General features: G+C 30.5%; 19 protein-coding genes. 7 read left to right on the top strand and 12 right to left on the bottom strand.

The window, feature by feature from the left end; genetic code table 11:
- Window positions 1-1318: 1318 nt before the first annotated feature.
- From ACFQ0S_RS12655 to ACFQ0S_RS12625, 7 genes are all read left to right on the top strand, one after another.
- Window positions 1319-2080, top strand: a complete 762-nt coding sequence (locus tag ACFQ0S_RS12655; RefSeq protein ID WP_379758186.1) for a Rossmann-like and DUF2520 domain-containing protein — start codon at window positions 1319-1321, stop codon at window positions 2078-2080.
- Window positions 2064-2591, top strand: coding sequence for a KdsC family phosphatase (locus tag ACFQ0S_RS12650; RefSeq protein WP_379758183.1), 528 nt, complete (start codon window positions 2064-2066; stop codon window positions 2589-2591). Before ACFQ0S_RS12655 ends, ACFQ0S_RS12650 begins: the two co-directional genes overlap by 17 nt.
- Window positions 2592-2642: 51 nt before the next feature.
- On the top strand, window positions 2643-3569 hold the full coding sequence (locus ACFQ0S_RS12645; protein ID WP_379758180.1) for a geranylgeranylglycerol-phosphate geranylgeranyltransferase: 927 nt from the start codon (window positions 2643-2645) through the stop codon (window positions 3567-3569).
- The gene (locus ACFQ0S_RS12640) at window positions 3562-4143 is read left to right on the top strand and encodes a Maf-like protein (RefSeq protein ID WP_379758177.1); all 582 of its coding nucleotides are present in this window, start codon (window positions 3562-3564) and stop codon (window positions 4141-4143) included. Before ACFQ0S_RS12645 ends, ACFQ0S_RS12640 begins: the two co-directional genes overlap by 8 nt.
- A 210-nt stretch (window positions 4144-4353) precedes the next feature.
- On the top strand, window positions 4354-4776 hold the full coding sequence (locus ACFQ0S_RS12635) for a hypothetical protein (RefSeq protein ID WP_379758174.1): 423 nt from the start codon (window positions 4354-4356) through the stop codon (window positions 4774-4776).
- Between the two features lie 124 nt (window positions 4777-4900).
- Window positions 4901-7396: a PIG-L family deacetylase gene (locus tag ACFQ0S_RS12630; RefSeq protein WP_379758171.1), complete on the top strand. Its 2496-nt coding sequence runs from the start codon at window positions 4901-4903 to the stop codon at window positions 7394-7396.
- A gap of 117 nt (window positions 7397-7513) precedes the next feature.
- Window positions 7514-9208 carry a sodium:solute symporter gene (locus tag ACFQ0S_RS12625; RefSeq protein ID WP_379758168.1) on the top strand — a complete coding sequence of 565 codons (1695 nt, stop codon included), beginning with the start codon at window positions 7514-7516 and terminating at the stop codon, window positions 9206-9208.
- Window positions 9209-9246: 38 nt separating this feature from the next.
- On the opposite strand, the gene ACFQ0S_RS12620 is transcribed toward ACFQ0S_RS12625, so the two are convergent.
- The 12 genes from ACFQ0S_RS12620 to rpsF form a co-directional block, all read right to left on the bottom strand.
- Window positions 9247-9630, bottom strand: a complete 384-nt coding sequence (locus tag ACFQ0S_RS12620; protein WP_379758165.1) for a pyrophosphohydrolase domain-containing protein — start codon at window positions 9628-9630, stop codon at window positions 9247-9249.
- Between the two features lie 601 nt (window positions 9631-10231).
- Window positions 10232-12007 carry a 30S ribosomal protein S1 gene (rpsA, locus tag ACFQ0S_RS12615; protein WP_379758162.1) on the bottom strand — a complete coding sequence of 592 codons (1776 nt, stop codon included), beginning with the start codon at window positions 12005-12007 and terminating at the stop codon, window positions 10232-10234.
- Window positions 12008-12349: 342 nt separating this feature from the next.
- Window positions 12350-13603 carry a nucleoside permease gene (locus ACFQ0S_RS12610; protein ID WP_379758159.1) on the bottom strand — a complete coding sequence of 418 codons (1254 nt, stop codon included), beginning with the start codon at window positions 13601-13603 and terminating at the stop codon, window positions 12350-12352.
- A 72-nt stretch (window positions 13604-13675) separates the two neighbouring features.
- Window positions 13676-14368, bottom strand: coding sequence for a (d)CMP kinase (gene cmk, locus ACFQ0S_RS12605; protein ID WP_379758156.1), 693 nt, complete (start codon window positions 14366-14368; stop codon window positions 13676-13678).
- 43 nt (window positions 14369-14411) lie between these two features.
- Window positions 14412-15437: a type IX secretion system protein PorQ gene (gene porQ / locus ACFQ0S_RS12600; protein ID WP_379758153.1), complete on the bottom strand. Its 1026-nt coding sequence runs from the start codon at window positions 15435-15437 to the stop codon at window positions 14412-14414.
- Window positions 15438-15530: 93 nt separating this feature from the next.
- A complete protein-coding gene (gene lon, locus ACFQ0S_RS12595; RefSeq protein ID WP_379758150.1) occupies window positions 15531-17981 on the bottom strand; it encodes an endopeptidase La in 2451 nt (816 codons plus the stop codon).
- Window positions 17982-18162: 181 nt separating this feature from the next.
- Window positions 18163-18669 carry a DUF6252 family protein gene (locus ACFQ0S_RS12590; RefSeq protein WP_379758147.1) on the bottom strand — a complete coding sequence of 169 codons (507 nt, stop codon included), beginning with the start codon at window positions 18667-18669 and terminating at the stop codon, window positions 18163-18165.
- A gap of 969 nt (window positions 18670-19638) precedes the next feature.
- Window positions 19639-21639, bottom strand: coding sequence for an NAD-dependent DNA ligase LigA (ligA, locus tag ACFQ0S_RS12585; protein ID WP_379758144.1), 2001 nt, complete (start codon window positions 21637-21639; stop codon window positions 19639-19641).
- Between the two features lie 166 nt (window positions 21640-21805).
- Entirely contained in the window at window positions 21806-22279 is a 474-nt protein-coding gene (locus ACFQ0S_RS12580; RefSeq protein WP_379758141.1) for a DUF6495 family protein, read from the bottom strand.
- Between the two features lie 109 nt (window positions 22280-22388).
- The gene (rplI, locus tag ACFQ0S_RS12575) at window positions 22389-22832 is read right to left on the bottom strand and encodes a 50S ribosomal protein L9 (protein WP_379758138.1); all 444 of its coding nucleotides are present in this window, start codon (window positions 22830-22832) and stop codon (window positions 22389-22391) included.
- Window positions 22833-22897: 65 nt separating this feature from the next.
- A complete protein-coding gene (gene rpsR / locus ACFQ0S_RS12570; protein ID WP_007138295.1) occupies window positions 22898-23194 on the bottom strand; it encodes a 30S ribosomal protein S18 in 297 nt (98 codons plus the stop codon).
- Between the two features lie 2 nt (window positions 23195-23196).
- On the bottom strand, window positions 23197-23538 hold the full coding sequence (gene rpsF, locus ACFQ0S_RS12565) for a 30S ribosomal protein S6 (protein WP_116724185.1): 342 nt from the start codon (window positions 23536-23538) through the stop codon (window positions 23197-23199).
- Window positions 23539-23698 lie beyond the last annotated feature (160 nt).

Raw genomic sequence — 23698 nt, 5'->3', positions numbered from 1 at the left:
ACTGGACTAGGCACACCAGCATCAAAAGTCCCAAAATCTCCTTTGGTAATTAAATTTTGAGAATTTAAATTTATTGATGATAATAGAGTGGTTAAAAAAAAGAAAACAAAAGACTTAATAAAATTTTGCATTACTTATGGTATTTATTTTGGTAAAATTTGGTTTTTAAACTACTGTTATTTTGTTGAAATTTTTTTTTATTATGATAATAAATTTAATAAATAGACTAAGTATTCGAGCTAAAATTACTTATTTTAAACTGTAATATTTTAAAAAATTTATATCAATTTTATTGTTTTACAGAACTTTAATGGATTTAAAAATTAAAAAAATTAAAATTAACAGAGAACAATATTACAAAAAAAATGATTAATAACAAGCTTCGGGAAATAATTAACAAATTCATAATTATAATTTAAAAGTAACGTTTTTATATTCGGGTTTATTTTTTATTTAATTTAAAACCTGAACTCAATCAATAAAAGAATACTAATTAGTTAGTTTTAAATGTCTGATATTTCGATGACGTTTTTTAGGCAAAAATTATAAACAATTATTCCAGCGATTAGATTTGATAAATAGTTAGTAAATGACTGATACATTGATTCTAAAAAACAATTTTAATAAAATGTATTTGGAAACTCATTATGCATATACTTTAGAACAAAAAAATATAATAGTATTTGAAACAAGGGAAACCACTCAAATGAAAAAGTAAATAAATTATAATCACTTCGAATTTTAAATTATACAAGGCCGTTTGGCAAACTTTCAAAAAAGAAAAGACCGTGTGCTTTTATCAAAAGCTTTGTAAAATTAATCAATAATAGAAAAAATATCTATAATTTCATCGAAAAAAACAAGATAAATTTTAGTCAAAATTTTAATTGTCAATTATTTAAATATGCTAAATTTTAGATTTTTGTTTAATTTAACTACCCTAAATATATAATCAAAATAACAAGTTTTAAAATTTCTTTATCCTGAAATATGAAAAGCTCCTGAATTGTAACGAATTCTGAAATACGTAAATTTAACATTTTTATAAACTTTTTTTAACTTTAGAAATCATTTGATTTTTCAAGTTTGGAACAAAATATTTAATAATAATCATCAATAGAACAAAAAAATTGTGTTATTTTATCTTGTAAAATCATAAAATAAATTTAGTTAATGTGCTAAATTTAAATGTACTGACTTTTGGTTTTTATGCAAATATTTTAAACTTAGTTTTATCGAACTCACGTTATTTAGTCTATTTATTCTTAGAACATAAATTTCAAATATAAAAACCAAACTTTTTCAATACTTTTGCAAAATGTTAAAAGCTGTTATTATAGGTTCTGGAAACGTAGCACAACATCTATTAAAAGCATTTCAAAAAAGCGAGCAAATAGATATCATTCAAGTATTCGCTAGAAATAAGGAGAATATTAGGCATCTTATTGATTCTCAAAAAATAGTATCAAACTTTGATGAACTTATAGAAGCATCAATCTATTTTGTTTGTGTTTCAGACCAAGCTGTCGTTGAGGTTTCCTCAAAAATTCCATTTTCAAATAAATTAGTATTGCATACTGCTGGCAATATTGCAATAGAAAATTTAGACCCAAAAAATATCTGTGGTGCATTTTATCCTGTTCAAACTTTTTCTAAGTCAAGAGATCTGGATTTTTCAAAAATCCCTGTTTGTATAGAAGTGGAACAAGAAAGCATGTATAAAGCAATAGAAATCATTGCTTTGTCAGTTACAGATTTGGTTTATAAAGTAACATCCGATCAAAGAAAAGCAATACATATTGCCGCTGTTTTTGTCAATAACTTTGTGAATCATTTATATGGAATAGGAAAAGAGATAAGTGATAATAATCTATTTTTATTCCAAATTTTACATCCGTTAATTCAAGAAACTGCGGCTAAAATTTTAACACTAAACCCTGATGAGGCACAAACAGGACCAGCAAAAAGAGGTGACATGCAAACAATTGATTCGCATTTAGATTTTTTAACTAATGAAAATCAAAAAGAAATATACAAACTACTAACTCAATCCATTATAAATCATGGCAAAAAGCTATAAAGAAATCATGAATGATATTACCACATTTATTTTTGACGTGGATGGGGTTTTAACTGACGGAACAGTTCATGTATCACAAACAGGCGAAATGCTCCGAGAAATGAATATAAAAGATGGGTTTGCAATGAAAGCAGCGCTAGAAACGGGTTATAATGTATGTATAATTTCGGGCGGTAGTAATGAAGGGGTTCGTATTCGATTGAGAAATTTAGGCATTACTGATATTCATCTTGGGGCGCCTGATAAAGTAGCAACTTTTAAGGAGTATGTTGAATTGTATAACATTAAACCTGAGCAAGTGCTATATATGGGCGACGATATTCCTGATTACCACGTCATGCAATTAGTAGGGTTGCCTACTTGCCCTCAAGATTCAAGCCCTGAAATAAAAACAATTTCTAAATATATTTCTCATAAAAACGGAGGAAAAGGTGCTGTTCGTGATGTTATAGAACAAGTTATGAAAGTACAGGAAAAATGGAATATGTATTATAACGGAAAACACGATTAATAATTTACAACAAAAATTTAAGAGCTTTTTTAGCCTAACATACAATTAAAAATGAATTACTTAAAACTTATTCGATACCAAAACCTATTGCTGTTAGCTTTAATGCAACTTACATTTCGCTATGGATTTTTGAAACTACAAAACGTAACATTGTCATTAGCCGATTGGCAATACCTGCTACTTGTTTTATCTACAGTTTGTATAGCAGCAGGAGGCTATATTATTAATAATATTTTTGATTTTAAGACTGATACAGATAATAAACCAAATGATGTTGTTGTTGGTAAATACATATCAGAGGGTTTAGCCTATAATCTTTATACAGGTTTTACAATTATTGGTGTGGCAATAGGTTTTTATTTATCAAATGTGATTCATAAACCTAGTTTTGCATCGATTTTTATTATTATAGCAGCTACACTTTATTTGTATGCAACTAGTTTAAAACAGAGCCTACTTACAGGTAACATAATAATTGCTTTATTACTTTCTTTCAGTGTTATTATTATTGGAATTTTCGATTTGTATCCCACTACATACGATGGAAATCGAGCAGTTATGGGTTTAATTTTTGGTATTTTATTAGACTATGCAATTTTTGCATTTACAATTAATTTTATTAGAGAAATAATTAAAGATTTAGAAGATGTAAATGGAGATTATAATCAAGAAATGAGCACTTTGCCAATAATTTTAGGGGTAAAAAGAACATCGCAATTAGTGTTCTTTATAAGCTTTATTCCATTGGGATTTATTCTCTACTATATTTATTCTTATTTGTTTAATAACGGATTAGTTTTAAGTACTATTTACGGACTAGCTTTCATACTTTCTCCCCTTATTTATTTTACAATTAAAATAGCATCTGCAAAAAAACAAAGAGACTTTAAGCACTTAAGCTTAGTATTAAAATGGATTCTTTTTTTCGGAATTTTTTCTATTGCAATAATCTCATTAAATATGAAATACAATGCTTAGAGAAAAACTTAAAAACTATAAAATAATTCTAGCTTCTGGATCGCCTAGAAGACAACAGTTTTTTAAAGATTTAGAAATGGATTTTGAAATTAGATTAAAGGAAATCGAAGAAGTGTATCCACCAAATCTAATTGAAGAAGACATTACCGATTATTTAGCTGTACTAAAAAGTGATGCTTTTGAAGGAGAATTATGCGATAACGAGATTTTGATTACTAGCGACACGATAGTTTGGCATGATAATAAAGCACTAGGAAAACCAAAAGATTATGAAGATGCTTTTTTGATGTTGCAATCATTATCCAACAAAACACATAAAGTAATTACTTCTGTTTGTTTTAAAACCAAGTCTAAAACTGAAGTAATTTCTGAAACTACATTGGTAACTTTTCATGAGTTGAGTGAAGATCAAATTCAATATTATCTTGATAATTATAAACCTTTTGACAAAGCGGGGAGTTATGGTATTCAAGAATGGATAGGATTTGTAGGGGTAGCAAAAATTAATGGTTCTTACCCAAACGTTATGGGATTGCCAATAGATAAAGTATATGATTATTTAAACCGATTATAATATTAACAATTATTCATTAAAAATTTCTATTTTATAAATTTTGTATATAAAACAACAATATTATTTGCATTTTATTAGGATTTATTCTACTTTTGTAAAGATTAAATAAGGCAATCGTAATTTTGTAAATATTTAATAATGAGATGTTTGAATCGTTTTTTATTAAAGCATTTTTTTTTGTAAATCAACAATTTAACTCTTAATGAAAACATGAAAAATTTAAAAATAATTTTATTTATATTTTCTATTTTTTTAGCAAATAAAATTCAAGCTCAAAACGAAGAAGATAAAGCTCAAAATGATGAAAATGTAATATATGAAGATGTCATTGATCGTTCTACCTTAAAATACAACAATGCTACCCAGTGTCAAATTAGATACTATTATTACCCAAACATTGAAGCCTACTATGATATCTTAAAAGAAATCTACTACATTAAAGAAGAAGGTGAGTGGACAGTCGTTGAGGAAATTCCTATTAATTTTAGAGGCTATTCAGTATATAACAATGCTAATGTACCTGTTGATGACTACGAAGACGACTCAATAACTGAAATGTTTCCTATTCACAAAAAAAGATTTGGATACATTACAAAAGAAAAGGTTAGGAAAAAATTAATAGGGTCTGAATAAAGATTCTATTCGTTTTCTGATTTTTTAAATTCCTACAATAAATAAAATGTTAAAATCAAACTAAATAAAACGTCACGTTTTAGATTATTGTTATATTTGAATCTATTGCAAAATAATTATTTTTATGCAAAAGTTTCCTTTTTTTTATGTCCTACTGCTATTAATTTCTTTTCAAATAGTTTTATCGCAAAAACCTTCAAAGCCCAACGCTGTAGAAATTTACAATCAAATTCAAAAATTAAATTTTTTGGGCAGTGTTTTGTATGTTGCAGCACATCCTGATGATGAAAATACACGTTTAATATCCTACATGGCCAATGAAAAAAAAGCTAGAACAGGATACCTATCATTAACTCGTGGCGATGGAGGTCAAAACTTAATTGGTCCTGAACTTAGAGAACTTCTTGGAGTAATTCGCACACAAGAACTACTAGAAGCCAGAAAAATTGACGGAGGAGAACAATTCTTTTCTCGAGCCAATGATTTTGGGTACTCAAAAAATCCAGAAGAAACTTTATCGATATGGGACCAAAATGAAGTTTTGAGCGACATGATTTACATCATTCGAAAATTTAAACCAGACGTCATCATCAATCGCTTTGATGCTCGTTCGCCGGGTACAACTCACGGTCATCATACCGCCTCGGCACAATTAAGCGTAGATGCTTTTGACAAAGTAAATGATAAAACGGTATATCCAAATCAGCTTAATTTAGTAACAAACTGGCAACCTAAACGCATTTTCTTCAACACTTCGTGGTGGTTTTACGGAAGTAAAGAGAAATTTGAAAAAGCAGATAAATCTAATTTGATACAATTCAAGATGGGAGTTTATTACCCTTCAATAGGAAAATCGAATCAAGAAATTGCAGCCCTTAGCAGAAGTTGTCATCAATCGCAAGGATTTGGCAGTTCAGGAACTCGTGGAGAAGAATATGAATACCTAGAATTATTAAAAGGTGATGTTCCTAAAGACAAGACCAATATTTTTGAAGGAATAGACACTTCTTGGAATCGTATCATTGGAGGAAAAGAAATAGGTGAAGTGTTATACGAGGTAGAGAAAAATTTCGAGTTCAAAAATCCTTCTGCTAGTATTCCTGAATTGGTAAAAGCCTATACCATGATTCAAGATTTAGATGAGAACCATTGGAAATCAATAAAATCAGAAGAAATTAAAAAAATAATTGCTGCTTGTGCAGGATTGTATCTTGAAGCAGTTGCTGAAAATCAAGAAGTTACTTATGGAAATTCGTTAAAAGTAAAGTTAGAAGCCATCAACAGAAGTTCGGTTCCTATGAAGTGGACTGGTGTAGTTTCTTATCCAGAAAATGAATTTGATTTTAAAACAATTGACTTAAAATACAATATTTCACAAAATATAACGACCGAAATTTCTATTTTAAAAACTTTACAAATTACCCAACCTTATTATTTAAAAGAAAAAGGAACTATTGGAATGTATCGAGTTGATGAACAAAAAAACATAGGAATTCCTGATGTTTTTAGAGAAATAAAAGCAACCTTTATTATAGAAATTGATGGAGTTGAAATTCATTTTGATAGAAATGTGATTTACAAATTAAACGATGATGTTAAAGGAGAAGTATACAAACCGTTAGATGTTGTGCCCGAAATAACCACTTCAATTCAGGATAAAGTTGTTATTTTTAACTCCGATAAATCAAAAACAATAGCAGTAAAAATTAAAGCTGGAAAAGAGAATATGAATGGTATTTTACAACTAGAATTACCTAATAATTGGGAAGTAAGTCCGTTATCAATTCCGTTTTCACTAGTAAAAAAAGGGGAAGAAAAAACAGTGACTTTTGGAGTGAATCCACCAAAAAATGCTAGTGAAGTAATAGCAAAATGTATTGCAATTGTTGACGGAGTTCGTTATGACAAGGAGCAAATCAACATCAATTACGATCATATTTCAAAACAGCAAGTATTAAAACCTTCAGAAGCCAAACTCATTAAATTGAATATTAAAACAGGTAAAGAAAAAATTGCTTACATTATGGGAGCTGGAGATGAAGTTCCTAAAAGTTTGCATCAAATGGGCTACGAGGTAACAGTTATGAAAGCTGATGAAATTACTAAGGAAAATTTAATCCTTTTTGATGTTGTAATAACTGGAATTAGGGCTTACAACACCGTTCAAGCATTGGCTTTTAAGCAACAAATTTTATTTGATTTTGTCAAAGAAGGAAAGACTATGATTGTGCAATACAATACCTTAGATGATTTTGTTACTCCTGACATCGCACCTTTTCCTCTAAAAATTTCTAGAGACAGAGTTACAGATGAAAATGCGAAAATAGAATTTTTAGCACCCAATCATCCCATTTTAAATTATCCGAATACAATTACCGCTGCAGATTTTGAAGGTTGGAAACAAGAACAAGGGTTGTATTATCCTAACGAATGGGACAAAGCCTTTACTCCTATTTTAGCCTCGAATGATAAAGGTGAAACCTCAAAAAAAGGGGCATTACTTGTGGCTAAATACGGAAAAGGAAATTTTATTTACACCGGATTGAGCTTCTTTAGAGAATTACCAGAAGGTGTTTCAGGTGCTTTTCGATTAATGGCAAATATGATTTCAATTAAATAACTACAATTATGGATTATGAAAAAACAACCACCTGGAAAAAAAGTTACACTTGGGTATTAATTGCCAATGCTATCTATATTTTAATTTTCTTTTTATTAATGATACTATTCTCCTAAAATGCAACAACTCGATTGGATTGTACTTTCAGTAACCCTACTCTTCATCGTTTTTTACGGTGTTTGGAAAACCAAAGGAAGTAAAAATGTAGAAGATTATATTCTCGGAAACAACGAAACGCGATGGTATATAGTAGGTTTATCAGTTATGGCCACGCAAGCAAGTGCAATAACATTTCTTTCTACACCAGGACAGGCGTATCATGACGGAATGGGTTTTGTGCAATTTTATTTTGGGTTACCTATAGCGATGGTTGTAATTAGCGTAACATTTATTCCTATTTATCACAAACTTAAAGTTTTTACTGCTTACGAGTATCTAGAACAACGTTTCGATCTTAAAACACGTTCGTTAGCGGCCATTTTATTTCTTTTTCAAAGAGGATTAGGAACAGGGCTAACCATATATGCTCCAGCAATTATTTTATCAGCTTTATTAGGATGGAATCTTACTTTGATGAATATTGTTATTGGTGTTCTAGTAATCATCTATACGTTTGCCGGAGGAACAAAAGCTGTCAATGTAACTCAAAAGCATCAAATGTTTGTGATTATGTCGGGTATGTTTATTACTTTTTTCTTGATATTGCATTTATTACCCAACGATATGACTTTTAGTAATGCTTTACACATTGCAGGTGCCAATCATAAAATGGATATTGTTGATTTTTCATTTGATCCTGAAACTCGTTACACTTTTTGGAGTGGTATAACTGGAGGTTTTTTTCTTGCCTTGTCCTATTTTGGTACCGATCAATCACAAGTAGGAAGATATTTGTCTGGAAAATCTATCAAAGAAAGTCAAATGGGTTTAATCATGAATGGCTTCTTAAAAGTACCTATGCAATTTTTTATTTTATTAATAGGTGTTATGGTTTTTGTTTTTTTTCAATTCAATCCTGTACCGTTAAATTTCAATCCAAATAATAAAATTATCGTTGAGAATTCTAAATTCAAAGCCGATTATAATACTTTAGAAACCAAGTTGGTTAAATTATCTGAAGAAAAAAAAGAAATTAATTTAATTTATATCGATCATTTGAATCAAAATTATGATAATCCGATTTTGAGGAAGGAATTAGTAGCCATTTCAAATAAAGAAAATGATTTACGTGACGAAGCCAGAGAAATTATCACACAAGCAGATCCAAAATCAGAAACCAATGATAAAGATTATGTTTTTATTCATTTCATTTTAAACTACTTACCAAAAGGATTAATTGGATTATTATTGGCCGTGATATTATCTGCAGCTATGTCATCAACAGCATCGGGTTTAAATGCGCTGGCTTCTACAACAGCAATTGATATTTATAAACGAAATGTAAAAGGAGAAAAAACAGAAAAACATTTTGTAAATGCTACCAAATTTTTCACCATACTTTGGGGAATTATAGCCATACTATTTGCTTGTGTTGGCACCTTATTTGAAAATTTAATTCAATTGGTAAATATTGTAGGTTCTATATTTTATGGTACGGTATTAGGAATATTTTTAGTAGGTTTCTATATTAAATTTGTTAAAGCCTTAGCCATTTTTTGGGGAGCAGTTGTCAGTCAGTTATTAATTTTTTACATCTATTATTTAGATGTGGTTAGCTTTTTGTGGTTGAATTTTATTGGTGCTATACTTACCCTATTTCTATCCATTTCTATTCAAATGATAGTTGGAAATGATAAAGAAGATTTTGATTAATTTAATTTAAAACCTCTCTATTTGTATTCAGTAAAATTCTATTTTAATATTTTTGAAAAATCTGGTTTAAAATAATTGGGACCTTTCATTACTTTTCCGTCATCACGATATATAGGATTTCCATCTTCTCCCAATTTACTCATATTACTGCGCTGAATTTCGTCGAAAACTTCTTCAATTTTATGCTGTAAGCCATGTTCAATTATAGTTCCACACAAAATATACATCATATCTCCTAAGGCATCAGCAATTTCAATTAAATCATTATTTTGAACCGCTTCAAGATACTCTTCATTTTCTTCTTTCATTAAATTAAAACGTAAGAAATTTTTAGATTCACCTAAATCAGCTTTTGGGTGTTCACTATGTCCTATTGCAAAAGCGGTATGAAATTCCTTTACAGCATTGAGTTGTTTTTGCATATTATAAAATTATTTTTAATTGTCTTTTTTATTATAATTCTTTATTCTATTAATAAACATTATTATTACAATTTAAGCTAGTAAGATTTATTATTAACGTTACATCTAAAGAAGTAAGTTCATTTTTAAAACACTTTAAACTAGTAAGATTGGTGAAACTTGAAATCCCATTTAAATCATTTATTTGTGATGAAACAAATAAACTAGAGAACGCCAAAGGTTCGGTAATTTGAATTTCTATATCTCTATTAGCATAAATCCTAAAATAATTACCAGATAAATCTCTTACGACCGTATTTACTGGTCTAGCTCGCAAAAAGGCTACCTTAAATTCGCATCAGGAATATCAACAATTTGTGCATTTGTAGAAATAAAAAACCCTAAAACTAACAGTAAAAAGTAGATTTTTTTCATTTGTAGAAATTTAATTAACAAATATATGAATTATTTAATACTAATTTTCTTTTAAAAAATTTAAAAACAAAGTTCAAGAAGTTGGCTTATTCTTCGTGAACGCTGTGCTTTCTTAGTGTCTTTGTTTTTAAACAAAAAAAAGTCCCGATTGCTCGAGACTTTCTATATTCAAAATAAAGAAATTAGATTATTTCTTTTTTTCGCTTTTTTCCATTTTGGCTTTCAAACCAGCAAGAATATCATTGTTATCGCCTAACGTTGCAGCTGGTGCATTGTTATTAGAGGAAACTGCTTCAGCAACTGCTTTTACATTTTTCTCTTCTTCTTCACGGAAAATAGCCGTGTGAGAAGCAACAACTCTTTTGAATTCTTTGTTGAATTCGATAACTTTAAATTCAGCTGAATCGCCTTTTTTCAATTTCTTACCATCTTCTTTTTCAAGGTGACGAGTAGGAATGAACGCAACGATATCATCTCCAAATTCTACAGTAGCTCCTTTATCAACGATTTCAGAAATTTCACCTGTATGGATAGTTCCTACAGCGAATGAATCTTCGTATTGATCCCAAGGATTAGCAGTAGTTTGTTTGTGACCTAAAGATAATTTACGTCCGTCAACATCTAATTCTAATACCACTACGTCTAATTTTTCACCAACATTTACAAATTCAGATGGGTGTTTGATTTTCTTAGTCCAAGACAAGTCAGAAATGTAGATTAATCCATCAATACCTTCTTCTAATTCTACGAAAATTCCAAAGTTAGTAAAGTTTCTAACGATACCTGTATGTTTAGAACCTACTGGGTATTTAGCAGTGATATCTGTCCAAGGATCTTGAGTTAATTGTTTGATACCTAATGACATCTTACGATCATCTCTATCAAGAGTTAAGATAACTCCTTCAACAATATCTCCCACTTTTACGAAATCTTGAGCCGAACGCAAGTGTGTAGACCATGACATTTCAGAAACGTGAATCAAACCTTCAACACCTTCAGCCACTTCGATAAATGCACCGTAATCAGCGATTACTACTACTTTACCTTTTACTTTATCTCCAATTGTTAATTTAGCATCTAAAGCATCCCAAGGGTGAGCGTTTAATTGTTTCAATCCTAATTGAATTCTTGTTTTCTCATCATCGAAATCAAGGATTACAACGTTTAATTTTTGGTCTAATTCCAGCACTTCACTTGGGTGGTTGATTCTACTCCAAGAAAGGTCTGTAATGTGAATTAATCCATCAACACCACCTAAATCAATAAACACACCATAAGAAGTAATGTTTTTAACAACACCTTCTAGTACTTGTCCTTTTTGTAATTGACCGATGATTTCTTTTTTCTGTACTTCAATATCCGCTTCAATAAGCGCTTTGTGCGAAACAACAACGTTTTTGAATTCGTGGTTAATTTTTACCACTTTAAATTCCATCATTTTGTTTACATATACATCGTAGTCTCTAATTGGTTTAACGTCAATTTGAGATCCTGGTAAGAAAGCTTCAATTCCGAAAACGTCAACGATCATACCACCTTTAGTTCTGCATTTTACAAAACCATTAACGATTTCTCCTGTTTCGTTAGCCGAAATAACTCTATCCCATGATTTGATAGTACGTGCTTTTCTATGAGATAATACTAATTGACCTGTTTTATCCTCACGGATGTCAATTAATACTTCTACTTTGTCACCTACTTTTAAGTTTGGATTGTAACGGAATTCATTCAATGAAATAACACCTTCCGATTTTGCGTTGATATCAACAATAACGTCTCTATCTGTAATTCTTACAACTACTCCTTCTACTACTTCTTCTTGATCAGTATCAATAAAAGTTTTTGATACTAATTCTTCAAATTCAAGCAAGTTTTTTTCGTCAACGGCATCTATACCTTCTTCGAAATTGTGCCAATTGAATTCTGCTAAAAACTGCTCTTGTGATTTTAATGTTTCAGACATGCTGATAAAAAATTTGTATTCTGTTTTTCATGTGTTTCGTGATGCGGTTGAAAAAACAGAAGTTGTTTTTATATAATTTGTTGATACCTAAAGGAAACACTGCTCGCCAAAAGGTGCGCAAAAGTAATTCTTTTTTATGTATTTGCAAAATTTTTAAGAAAAGAAAATAGAATAAAGAGTTTTGATAAAAGACTTATAATCAGGAGCTATTTACTAGGTCAGTTCGCTATACATTAGAATCTTTTGCACTGAAAGCCGTCACAAAAGGATTTCCATTACTATCGGGGCTAAAAAAAACCCGATACACATAGCATATCGGGTAAATTATGACTTTATTACTTTTTAATGACTTACATGTTCCACTGCATTAGGGTCATGCTTATGCTTGAACATTATTGCAAAGAAAACAGCAATTATACCTGCATAAATTGCAAAAGTCAGCCAGATGTTATGCCAATCCTTACCACCTTCATGTGTAAAATAAGTATCTATTAAATAACCACTTACTGAACTCCCTATTATAGCTCCAAAACCATTAGTCATCATCATAAATAATCCTTGTGCACTCGAACGAATTGAAGAATCGGTTGTGGTTTCTACAAATAAAGAACCTGAAATATTAAAGAAATCGAAAGCCATCCCGTAAACAATACAAGATAAAATAATCATCCATAGACCTCCTTCAGGATCACCATAAGCAAACAAACCGAAACGTAAAACCCAAGCCACCATAGAAATTAACATGACTTGTTTGATTCCAAATCGTTTTAAGAAAAAGGGAATGGCTAATATAAATAGTGTTTCTGATATTTGTGAAATAGACAAGATAATAGTAGAATATTTAACAACGAATGAATCTGCATATTGTGGCACTTTTTCGAAATCTGACAAAAACGTATCGCCGTACATATTTGTTAATTGTAAAGCTCCACCTAAAAACATTGAGAATATAAAAAATAATGCCATCTTGTATGTTCCAAACAACTTAAAGGCATTTAATCCTAGAGACTCTACAAAGGAAGCGTCTTTAGAAGTTAAATTTTGTGGCGGACATTTAGGCAAAGTAAAGGAGTAAACTCCTAAAACAACTGCAAAAAATGCTGCAATATAAAACATGTTTGCAGAAGCTTTGTTTCCGGTTAAATTGGTAATCCACATGGCGATGATAAATCCAATAGTTCCCCATACACGAATGGGCGGAAATACTTTAACTACATCAAATTTATTGTTTTTTAGAATATTATAAGCAATTGAATTCGACAAAGCTATAGTTGGCATATAACACAACATCGCCATAAATATTACCCAAAAGAAACTTGTAGGATTATCAACTTGAGGAATATAAGCCAAAGCTAGCCCCCCTAAAATATGTAAGATTCCATATAATTTCTCTGCATTAACCCATCGATCTGCAATAATACCCGTTACAGCAGGCATGAAAATAGAAGAAAGTCCTAAGGTCGAGAAAATAGCTCCAAACTCGGCTCCACTCCATTGTTTTGTAGCAAACCAATAATTTCCTACAGTAATTAACCATGCTCCCCATACAAAAAACTGAAGAAAACTCATTACAGTCAATCTAAATTTTATGCTCATAAATATGTTAGTTTTGATTTTTTGTTATTAATTGTACGTAAATCTACTATTAAAAATCAAATAAACAAATATTTATATTTTTTTTGCAATGTCATGCACTAATTCTAAAACAGCATTAAATTGTTCTTCTCTAGAAAGATGAGAATTGTCAATTTCTATGGCGTCAGCTGCTTTTACTAAAGGAGAATCTTCTCGATGCGTGTCGATGTAATCACGTTCCTGAACATTTTTTAGAACCGCTTCGTAAGGTACATTTTGTCCTTTGCTCTGCAATTCATCAAAACGACGTTCTGCACGAGTTTCCGGACTGGCAGTCATAAAAATTTTGAGTTCGGCATTAGGAAAAACAACTGTACCTATGTCTCTTCCGTCCATAACAATGGCTTTGTCTTTTCCCATTTGCTTTTGTTGCTCAACTAATTTAGCTCTAACTTGAGAAACTTCGGCAACTTTGCTTACAAAATTGGAGACTTCTATAGTTCTGATTTCAGTTTCGACATTTACATCATTCAAATACATTTCGGCAAAACCCAAATCAGCATTAAACTTGAATTGTAAATTGATAAAAGACAAACTATCAATAAGGGATTGTTTGTCAAAAAAATCAACAGCAATATATCCGTTTTGCATTGCAAAAAAAGTTATAGCACGATACATTGCGCCTGTATCGACATAAACATAGCCCAAATACTTAGCTAGTTGTTTTGCTAAAGTACTTTTACCTGTTGAAGAATAACCGTCTATTGCAATGGTGATTTTTTTCATTTTTTTAAATATAAATAATCAAAATTCTAAATTTTAGAATTGTTTATTGATCTTGAAAGTTTATGGTCAAGCCAAATAAACTCGTGTTTGCTGCTAAAGTATATCTGGAATAGGAATAATCAAATTTTAGTCTTCCCATTTTTAAACCAAATCCTAATGAAATTCCAGAAAAATTCCGTTGTTCTTCTAATCGTAATTCCTCTCCTCTTCTAAAATTATAGCCTAAACGAACATTAAAACTTTTGGTTGGGAAAAGTTCTGCTCCAATAATGACGTGTCTCAAAGCATTGTTTACAAAGGAAACTTTCTCTTCTGAGGAGCCACCATCCAGACTATTTACCGCTCGGTTAGGATTTGAAAAAGCTATATTCCATTGTTGTAAATTTTCTAATGTAAGATGCCAACGTAGCGGTACATTCTCTACTTGCTGCGATATTCCTACCATTATCTCTAAAGGTAGCTTTTCGTTCGTTCCGTTATAAGTAGTGAATTGAGTTCCAATATTTCTGATGACTAAAGCATAATTTACGTCATTTACTTCATCAATGTACAAGCCTCCTAAGTCTATTGCTCCTCCAAATGAAGTGTAAGTTTCAAGAGTAGAAGAAATTAATTTTCCGCTAGCACCAATATGTATATCGGTATTTGGAATGTTATAGGAATACCCGAAATTTAGAGCTATTTCACTTCCTGTAAAACTGGCTGTTGCTGTTCCGTTTTCATCATAACCATCAATATTGCCATAATTTACATAATTTACACCGGCTTGAAAAGTTTGCACACGCCTGTCTACAGTATACGCATATGAAGCCGTTCCGTAGGTAGCCGCTCCAAAGTAACTACCGTAATTTAAAGCCAATCGATTGTGCATTTCCTGATTGATTGTTGCTGGATTAAAATTAGCTTGATTAACATCATAATCATAAATGGTGATTGTTTTTCCTCCTAAGGCTGCTTGTCTGGGTGAAGTTACTAAATTTAGAAATTGATATACCGATTTTCCTCCAATTTGACTGTAAGACAATGTGCTTAATAAAATTAGAAAACAATAAAATTTCGTTTTAATCATGTTTGCAGTCGCTGTTTCAATAAAGTATAACGCAAATGCGAAGATATTATTTTTTAATAAAAAAAACGGCTAAAAAAATTAGCCGTTTTACATTTAGAGTGATTTAGCATTTTTAACCTTTTGATCGGTAATTGCGATGGCTAAAACTTCGCTCATTTCTTTGACATAATGGAATGTTAATCCCGAAACATATTCCGATTTAATTTCTTCTATATCACTTTTATTTTCATGACACAAAATAATTTCTTTAATATTGGCGCGCTTTGCAGCCAATATTTTTTCTTTTATACCTCCAACAGGTAATACTTTTCCACGTAAAGTAATTTCTCCTGTCATGGCTAAACTTTTCTTTATTTTCTTTTGTGTTAATACGGATACTAAAGAAGTAAGCATTGCAATTCCTGCACTAGGTCCGTCTTTAGGAGTTGCCCCTTCTGGAACATGTAAGTGAATATTATATTTAGATAATAATTCTGGCTCTAATCCTAAAAGTGCGGTATTGGCTTTAATATATTCTAATGCAATAGTTGCTGATTCTTTCATTACGGTGCCTAAATTTCCTGTAATGGTCATCCCTCCCTTTCCTGGAGAAACTAATGATTCAATAAATAAAATGTCACCTCCTACTGAAGTCCAAGCCAAACCTGTTACTACTCCAGCAACATCGTTGTTTTCATATTTATCTCTATCCATTCTAGAAACACCTAGAGCGCTTACAATATCTTCATCGGTAACTTTTTTGTTATACTCTTCCTCCATTGCAATAGATTTAGCAGCATGACGAATTACTTGAGCAATTTTAGCCTCTAAACCTCGAACTCCTGATTCACGTGTGTAACCCTCAATTATTTTTTCTAATTGTTTCTTACCAATGGTTAATTGTTTTGTGTTTAAACCATGTTCTCTTAATTGTCTTGGAAATAAATGACGATGAGCAATCTCTAATTTTTCTTCAATAGTATAACCTGACATTTTTATTACTTCCATCCTGTCAATCAAAGCAGGTTGAATTGCTGACATATTGTTAGAAGTAGCAATAAACATTATTTTAGATAAATCATAACCCATTTCTAGGAAATTATCATAAAATGAATTGTTTTGTTCTGGGTCTAAAACTTCTAATAATGCTGATGAAGGATCGCCTTGATGACTGTTTGATAATTTATCTATTTCATCTAAAACAAAAACCGGATTGGATGTTCCCGCTTTTTTCAAACTTTGAATGATTCTTCCTGGCATTGCTCCAATATAGGTTTTTCGATGGCCACGAATTTCAGCTTCGTCACGCAAACCACCCAAAGAAATTCTCACATATTCTCTACCTAGAGCTTCAGCAACGGATCTTCCAATTGATGTTTTTCCAACACCTGGAGGTCCGGTCAAGCAAATAATTGGAGATTTCATATCGTTTCGCAATTTTAAAACTGCAAGATGCTCAATCATTCTTTTCTTAACATCTTCTAATCCAAAGTGATCTTTATCTAGTATTTTTTGAGCTCTTTTTAAGTCAAAATTATCTTTAGAATATTCATTCCAAGGCAATTCTAAAAATAAATCTAGATAATTTCTTTGAATTCCAAAATCAGGAGCTTGCGGATTCATTCGCTGCATTTTAGACAATTCCTTTTCGAAATGTTTTTGAGTCTTTTCGTCCCATTTTTTGGTTTTTGCCTTAAGTCGCATTTCGTCTATCTCTTCTTCTTGAGAAACTCCGCCCAATTCTTCTTGGATGGTTTTCATTTGTTGATGAAGAAAATATTCACGTTGTTGCTGGTCTAAATCAAAACGTACTTTAGATTGAATATCGTTTTTTAACTCCAGTTTTTGCAACTCGATATTCATATACCGAAGAGTTTCTAATGCTCTTTCTTTTAATATATTAACCGCTAATAAATCTTGTTTTTCTTTAACAGATAAATTCATGTTAGAGGTAACAAAATTGATTAAAAAAGATTGACTTTCGATATTTTTTATAGCAAATGTAGCTTCACTTGGAATATTTGGACTTTCTTTTATAATTTGAATCGCAAGCTCTTTAATAGAATCAAGAATAGCCAAAAATTCAGTATCGTGTTTGCCTGGCCTTTTTTCCGAAACTTCTTTAACGGCAGCTTTTATGTAGGGCTTTTCAGTAATTACAGCATCAATTTCAAAACGTTTTTTTCCTTGAAGAATTACAGTTACATTGCCGTCAGGCATTTTTAATACTCTTAAAATACGAGCTACTGTTCCTATTTTATGAATGTCATTTTTTGTAGGATCTTCGTCTTCTTCATTTTTTTGAGCAACAACTCCAATTATTTTTCCTTCAGCATTGGCATCATTAATTAATTTAATTGATTTATCTCTTCCAGCGGTTATTGGTATAACAACTCCAGGAAATAAAACCATGTTTCGCAAAGGTAAGATAGCTAATGATTGAGGCAATTCTTCATTATTCATTTCTTCTTCGTCTTCTGGTGTCAATAGCGGAATTAACTCGGCATCTGAACCAAAATCTTGTAGTGACATATTGTCAAGTGTCAGTATTTTATGTTGTGGCATAGAATTGGGTAGGTCAAAATGACATTAAGTTTGTAAATAAAATAACAAATGTAATACAACTTAACAATACTTTGATTTAAAATCGATGTATAGCATAATAATTCGTTAGATATTATAAATAGACAAACTTTATGCCATAAAAAAATCCGCAAGAAGCGGATATTGATTCATATTATAAAATCTATTTAATTCCTAGTGTATAAGGAACATTTTTAAAAGTTCCATTTGTAAACTCTTTTGTATAAGTAATTAAACCTTCACTGTAATAGCCAGTATAAGCAAAACTTCCAGAAATTCTTTTATTTACTGTATTAATTGATGTAATTATAATTTGCCCAGTATTAGTTAATGCATCAGCTGGATTTACGCTGGAATAAATGGGCTGATTTTCACCAGTAGTATATAAAATTACACTTGTATTAGTTGGATATGTACCAACTTCATTTCCAGCAATTGAAAATGAAAAAGATTCATTGCCAGAATTATTTACAGCATTAATAGTAATTTCACCATTTGAAATGACAGCATTTACTTTATTTGTTGCAAGCGTTTGTGCACTAAAGCCCACTTTGAAGGAAACAGGTAAAAATGCATTATTTGAATCTAGAGAAGAGTTATCATCATTATTGCATGAAAATAAAACTATCATTGCGAAAAGAGACAAATAATATGATATTGTATTCTTCATAATTTATTTTACAACTATTCATTTACGCCACAAAGGTAGCTATTTTGTCTCTCAAAATGAAGATATAGATTTTTTTTATTAATATTTAATATCAATTCAGAAACTGGGTTTATGTAACCTACAAGTTAGTATCAATTTTTAAACTTTTATTTTTAATTTCATGATACCTTTTTCTCCTTTCTTCTAATACAACAAACTCAAAAATTAGATATTGAGCAATTGCATAAAATAAAATTTCAAAAGAGTGCAATAGCTTAATTTCAACAAAATAATATTCTAATACAAAAACAAATTGCACTGTAGACAGTAAAAAAACACTTAAAGCTAAAAAAGTATTTGATTTACTAGGATTTAGTATATAACTACCTAATGAAAAGCCACCTAACAAAATGATTAAAACACCAGTTAATAAATACAAATAGAACATTACTTTTAAATGTTCTTGAGCTAGATTATAAAAAAAATAATACCCTAACAAAAAAGGAATACATCCAATTATTAGAGATAAATACCCTTTAAATTTAACATGTTTGATAATAAAATAAAAAAATAGTATTAAAAAAATCAAAAAAGAAAAAGACCCCAAACTTTTAAAAAAGAGTCTATGGGAAATAAAAAAAACATCCGATAACCATGCAAAGCCAATAGCCAAAATATAAATTAAGTTATATTTTCTACTTTTAACTACATACATTATAAATAATATAGGAACTAAAAAAGGCTTTGAAATGAAAACAAAAAACTGACTTTCAAAAAATTCAGCAATTATTTCGATGATAGCGATAAAAAAATAAACCCCAATTAAACCGTTAACATATTCATTTCTTCGAGTATTTCCGAGAAAATTATTGTATACTTTCATTAGCAAATTAACTAAAATAATTAAAATTTATTTGTTAAAAATACTAAAATAGATATAAAATCGCAATAATCACAAAAAAATATTTCCAAATATTCCAGTAAACAGTACTATTGTATCAATTTAATAAATTCATCCTCAGAAATGATAGCTACTTTTAATTGATTTGCTTTCTCTAATTTTGCTGGTCCCATATTATCCCCTGCAACAACAAAATCTGTTTTTGAGGAGATTGAGCTACCTACTTTACCACCATTATCTTCAATCGCTTTCTTTAGATCATCTCTTGAAAATTGTTCAAAAACGCCTGAAACCACAAAAGTTTTACCTGAAAGTTTATTGGTAGCATTCAAATTTATTTTTTCTATAATTTCAAATTGAACTCCATAACTTCTTAACCTATCAATAATTATTCGATTTTCTTCATTTTCGAAGAATTCAATTACACTTTTTGCAATTCTATCCCCAATTTCATCCACCAAAATTAAATCCATTAAACTGGCTTGACTTAAAGCATCGATAGTTGCATAATGCTTGGCTAATTTCTTAGCTACGGTTTCGCCAACAAACCGAATTCCTAAAGCAAATAATACATTTTCAAAAGGAATTTTTTTAGATTTCTCAACTCCTTTTACTAGATTTTCAGCTGATTTTTGAGCCATTCTTTCTAATGGCAAAATTTGATCTACAGTCAATTCATATAAATCAGCGTAATTATGTACCAACCCATTATTGTATAATAAAGCTACAGTTTCTCCACCAAGGCCTTCAATATCCATTGCTTTTCTAGAAATAAAATGCTGAATTCTTCCAATAATTTGTGGTGGACAACCGTAAAAATTAGGACAATAATGATTGGCTTCCCCTTCAGATCGAACCAATTCGGTTTCACATTCTGGGCAATGAGTTATGTAGTGTGTTGGTTCAGTATTTTCGGGACGTTTGGTTACATCTACAGCAATTATCTTCGGAATAATTTCGCCTCCTTTTTCTACAAAAACAGTATCACCAACTCGAATGTCCAATTTTTCTATTTGATCGGCATTGTGCAATGAAGCGCGTTTTACAATTGTTCCAGCTAATTGAACTGGCTCTAAATTTGCTACCGGAGTAATTGCACCTGTTCTTCCTACTTGATAGGAAATAGATTTTAATTTTGTTGAAACCTGCTCTGATTTGAACTTATATGCCATTGCCCAACGAGGAGATTTGGCGGTATATCCCAATTCGTCTTGATATTGAAAAGAATTTACTTTTACCACTACTCCATCCGTTTCATAAGGTAAATTATGCCTGTGAATATCCCAATAATTAATAAACTCAAAAACTTCCTCTAAACTATTGGCTAATTTGGCTTCGTTTGGAACTTTGAAACCCCATTTCCTGGCAGTTTCTAAACCTTCATATTGCGATTTAAATGGCAAATTACTTCCAATTAAAAAATACAATAAACAATCTAAAGGTCTTTTGGCAACTTCTGTACTATCTTGTAATTTTAAACTTCCTGAAGCTGTATTTCTAGGATTTGAATATGGAGTTTCACCAATCTCTATTAACTCTTGATTCATTTTTTCGAATCCTGCAAATGGTAATATAATTTCACCTCTAATATCAAACTTATCCGGAAAATTTGTTCCTGTCAATTGTAAAGGAATTGATCTGATGGTCTTTATATTGTTAGTTACATCGTCTCCTTGAAAACCATCACCACGAGTTACAGCGCGTTTTAATTTTCCGTTTTCATAAGTAATTGAAATAGAAGCGCCATCGTATTTTAATTCACAAGTGTATTGTAAAGCTACATTCCCTAAAACTTTCTGAATTCTGTTTTCCCAATCTAATAAATCAGCTTTCGAATACGAATTGTCTAGAGAATACATTCTGTAATCGTGAACAACAGTTTGGAAATTTTTTGTAATTGCCCCTCCTACCCTTTGCGTTGGCGAATTAGCATCAAAATACTCAGGATGATTGTTTTCTAAATCTTGAAGCTCTTTTAATTTAATATCAAATTCATAATCAGAAATCGTTGGATGATCTAAAACATAGTAATTATGATTGTGAAGATTAAGTTCTTGACGTAAGTTTAGAATAGTTTGTTGAATATCCATAGAAAATAAAATAAGCTATTTAAGCATTTGAAATGAGCATAACCAAAATTGGTCGGAAACATCGAAAATTATATGCGAATTACATATGACCGATAAAAACAATAAATATCAACATATGTAATAAAAATACTAAAATAACTTATTTATAGCATTCTGCCGAAAAAAATTAACCTTTTATAATCGTATCAATTTGTTTAAATAATTGACCTTCACTTAAAAATGCTCCTTGCTGTATCAATCCAAAAATGGATGTATTTCTTTCTTCAGTAAATTCTTTTTTACCTACTTTCATTTCAATGGTATCTGTAAACATATTATCGCTAAGCCATTGCAAACCTTTTTTAGTCAGGAAATCAGTTTCTGGAACCAATGATTTTAAAACTATAGAATCTATATAAGTATCAAAACATTGAAATAGGAAAATATGGTTTTTTGAAAAATGTTCTAAATATTGTGCTCTACCTAAAACCCCTTCCCAAATTAAATCGGAGAAAACATCAAGTTCTTGCTCAGCTACCTCTGGTTTTTCTAATTTTAATTTATCCCATTCTGCTTTGTCAATTGTTTGGGCAGCTAAAAAGTTTACGAATTCAGGATGCAATTCTTCGAATTGTTCTTTTGTAAGTCTAGAATATTTCATGGGTTTTAGCAAGTTAGAAATTTGAAGTGAGAGGTTGCAAAAAATCAAAAAAAATCAAAAAAAAAATCCCAATCTCCTAAGAGTTGGGATTTTTTACATGTTTTAGAAATTATGCTTTTTCAGCAACAATTTCATAAGGTAATTCAATAATCACATCTCTGTGCAATCTTACAGTAGCAGTATATTTACCAATACGTTTAACGATTCCAGAAGTAATAAATTTTCTATCCACTTCTTGACCACCTTTAGCTAATGCTTCAGCAATATCAATATTAGTAATAGAACCAAATAGTTTTTCACCACCTGCTTTCGCAGAAATTTTTATTTCGATAGCTTTTAAGGCTTCTGCCTTTGTTTTTGCATCGTTTACAACTTTAGCTTCTTTGTGGGCTTTTTGTTTTAGATTTTCAGCTAAAACTTTTTTGGCTGATGGAGTTGCTAAATGTGCAAATCCTTGAGGAATTAAAAAATTACGACCGTAACCAGCTTTTACTGTAACTACATCATCTTTAAATCCTACGTTTTGAACGTCTTGTTTTAATATAAGTTCCATGTTGTTGTCCTTATTATAGAAGTTAGTCCCGATTTTATCGGGACAACAACTTTTTGTTTAATAAATTATTTAAGTAAATCTGCCACATATGGCATTAACGCTAAATGCCTAGCTCTTTTTACAGCTACTGACACTTTTCTTTGGTATTTTAATGAGGTTCCTGTTAAACGACGTGGAAGAATTTTTCCTTGCTCGTTTACAAATTTCAATAAAAAGTCTGCATCTTTATAATCAATATATTTGATTCCAGATTTTTTGAAACGACAATATTTTTTAGTTTTGTTAGTTTCAATGTTTAAAGGAGTAAGATATCTGATATCTCCATCTTTTTTTCCTGAAGCGGATTGTTGTAGTGTTGCCATGATTACGCTTTTGCTGCTTTTAATTTAGTTCTTCTTCTTTCTGCCCAAGATATTGCATGTTTATCTAAACTTACAGTTAAGAAACGCATTACTCTCTCGTCACGTCTAAATTCAGTTTCAAAAGCAATTAAAACTTCTCCTGCAACTTTGAATTCGAATAAATGGTAAAAACCACTTTTCTTGTTTTGGATTTCGTAAGCCATCTTTTTCAAGCCCCAATCCTCTTTTGATACCATTTCTGCTCCTCTGGACGTAAGAAATTCTTCGAATTTGCTCACTGTTTCCTTTACCTGAACTTCAGATAAAACGGGATTTAAAATGAAAACAGTTTCATAATGATTCATAATTTTTTTAATTAAAATGTTAATTTTTGCAAAAGTAATCTTTTTTTTTAAATAAACAAGCAAAAAGCATTTTTATTCGTTGTAAGGTAAAAAAAACCGATAAAAGTTAGGTTTATAAGAAAAAACGTTTTACTTTCGTTGAACCAAATCTATAATACAA

Source organism: Flavobacterium myungsuense, from assembly GCF_042677265.1.
GTDB lineage: Bacteria > Bacteroidota > Bacteroidia > Flavobacteriales > Flavobacteriaceae > Flavobacterium > Flavobacterium myungsuense.
The sequence above is the reverse complement of the archived record's forward strand: the minus strand, read 5'-3'. Positions and strand labels throughout refer to the sequence as shown.

Bases quoted from the DNA above. Each gene is read 5' to 3' on its own strand.
- ACFQ0S_RS12655 (WP_379758186.1), top strand. From the start codon at position 1,319: ATGTTAAAAGCTGTTATTATAGGTTCTGGAAACGTAGCACAACATCTA.
- ACFQ0S_RS12645 (WP_379758180.1), top strand. From the start codon at position 2,643: ATGAATTACTTAAAACTTATTCGATACCAAAACCTATTGCTGTTAGCT.
- ligA (WP_379758144.1), bottom strand. From the start codon at position 21,639: ATGGATATTCAACAAACTATTCTAAACTTACGTCAAGAACTTAATCTT.
- ACFQ0S_RS12610 (WP_379758159.1), bottom strand. From the start codon at position 13,603: ATGAGCATAAAATTTAGATTGACTGTAATGAGTTTTCTTCAGTTTTTT.
- ACFQ0S_RS12630 (WP_379758171.1), top strand. From the start codon at position 4,901: ATGCAAAAGTTTCCTTTTTTTTATGTCCTACTGCTATTAATTTCTTTT.
- cmk (WP_379758156.1), bottom strand. From the start codon at position 14,368: ATGAAAAAAATCACCATTGCAATAGACGGTTATTCTTCAACAGGTAAA.
- ACFQ0S_RS12620 (WP_379758165.1), bottom strand. From the start codon at position 9,630: ATGCAAAAACAACTCAATGCTGTAAAGGAATTTCATACCGCTTTTGCA.
- ACFQ0S_RS12640 (WP_379758177.1), top strand. From the start codon at position 3,562: ATGCTTAGAGAAAAACTTAAAAACTATAAAATAATTCTAGCTTCTGGA.
- rpsA (WP_379758162.1), bottom strand. From the start codon at position 12,007: ATGTCTGAAACATTAAAATCACAAGAGCAGTTTTTAGCAGAATTCAAT.
- ACFQ0S_RS12590 (WP_379758147.1), bottom strand. From the start codon at position 18,669: ATGAAGAATACAATATCATATTATTTGTCTCTTTTCGCAATGATAGTT.
- ACFQ0S_RS12580 (WP_379758141.1), bottom strand. From the start codon at position 22,279: ATGAAATATTCTAGACTTACAAAAGAACAATTCGAAGAATTGCATCCT.
- lon (WP_379758150.1), bottom strand. From the start codon at position 17,981: ATGCCACAACATAAAATACTGACACTTGACAATATGTCACTACAAGAT.
- ACFQ0S_RS12650 (WP_379758183.1), top strand. From the start codon at position 2,064: ATGGCAAAAAGCTATAAAGAAATCATGAATGATATTACCACATTTATT.
- rpsR (WP_007138295.1), bottom strand. From the start codon at position 23,194: ATGGCAACACTACAACAATCCGCTTCAGGAAAAAAAGATGGAGATATC.
- rplI (WP_379758138.1), bottom strand. From the start codon at position 22,832: ATGGAACTTATATTAAAACAAGACGTTCAAAACGTAGGATTTAAAGAT.
- porQ (WP_379758153.1), bottom strand. From the start codon at position 15,437: ATGATTAAAACGAAATTTTATTGTTTTCTAATTTTATTAAGCACATTG.
- ACFQ0S_RS12635 (WP_379758174.1), top strand. From the start codon at position 4,354: ATGAAAAATTTAAAAATAATTTTATTTATATTTTCTATTTTTTTAGCA.
- ACFQ0S_RS12625 (WP_379758168.1), top strand. From the start codon at position 7,514: ATGCAACAACTCGATTGGATTGTACTTTCAGTAACCCTACTCTTCATC.
- rpsF (WP_116724185.1), bottom strand. From the start codon at position 23,538: ATGAATCATTATGAAACTGTTTTCATTTTAAATCCCGTTTTATCTGAA.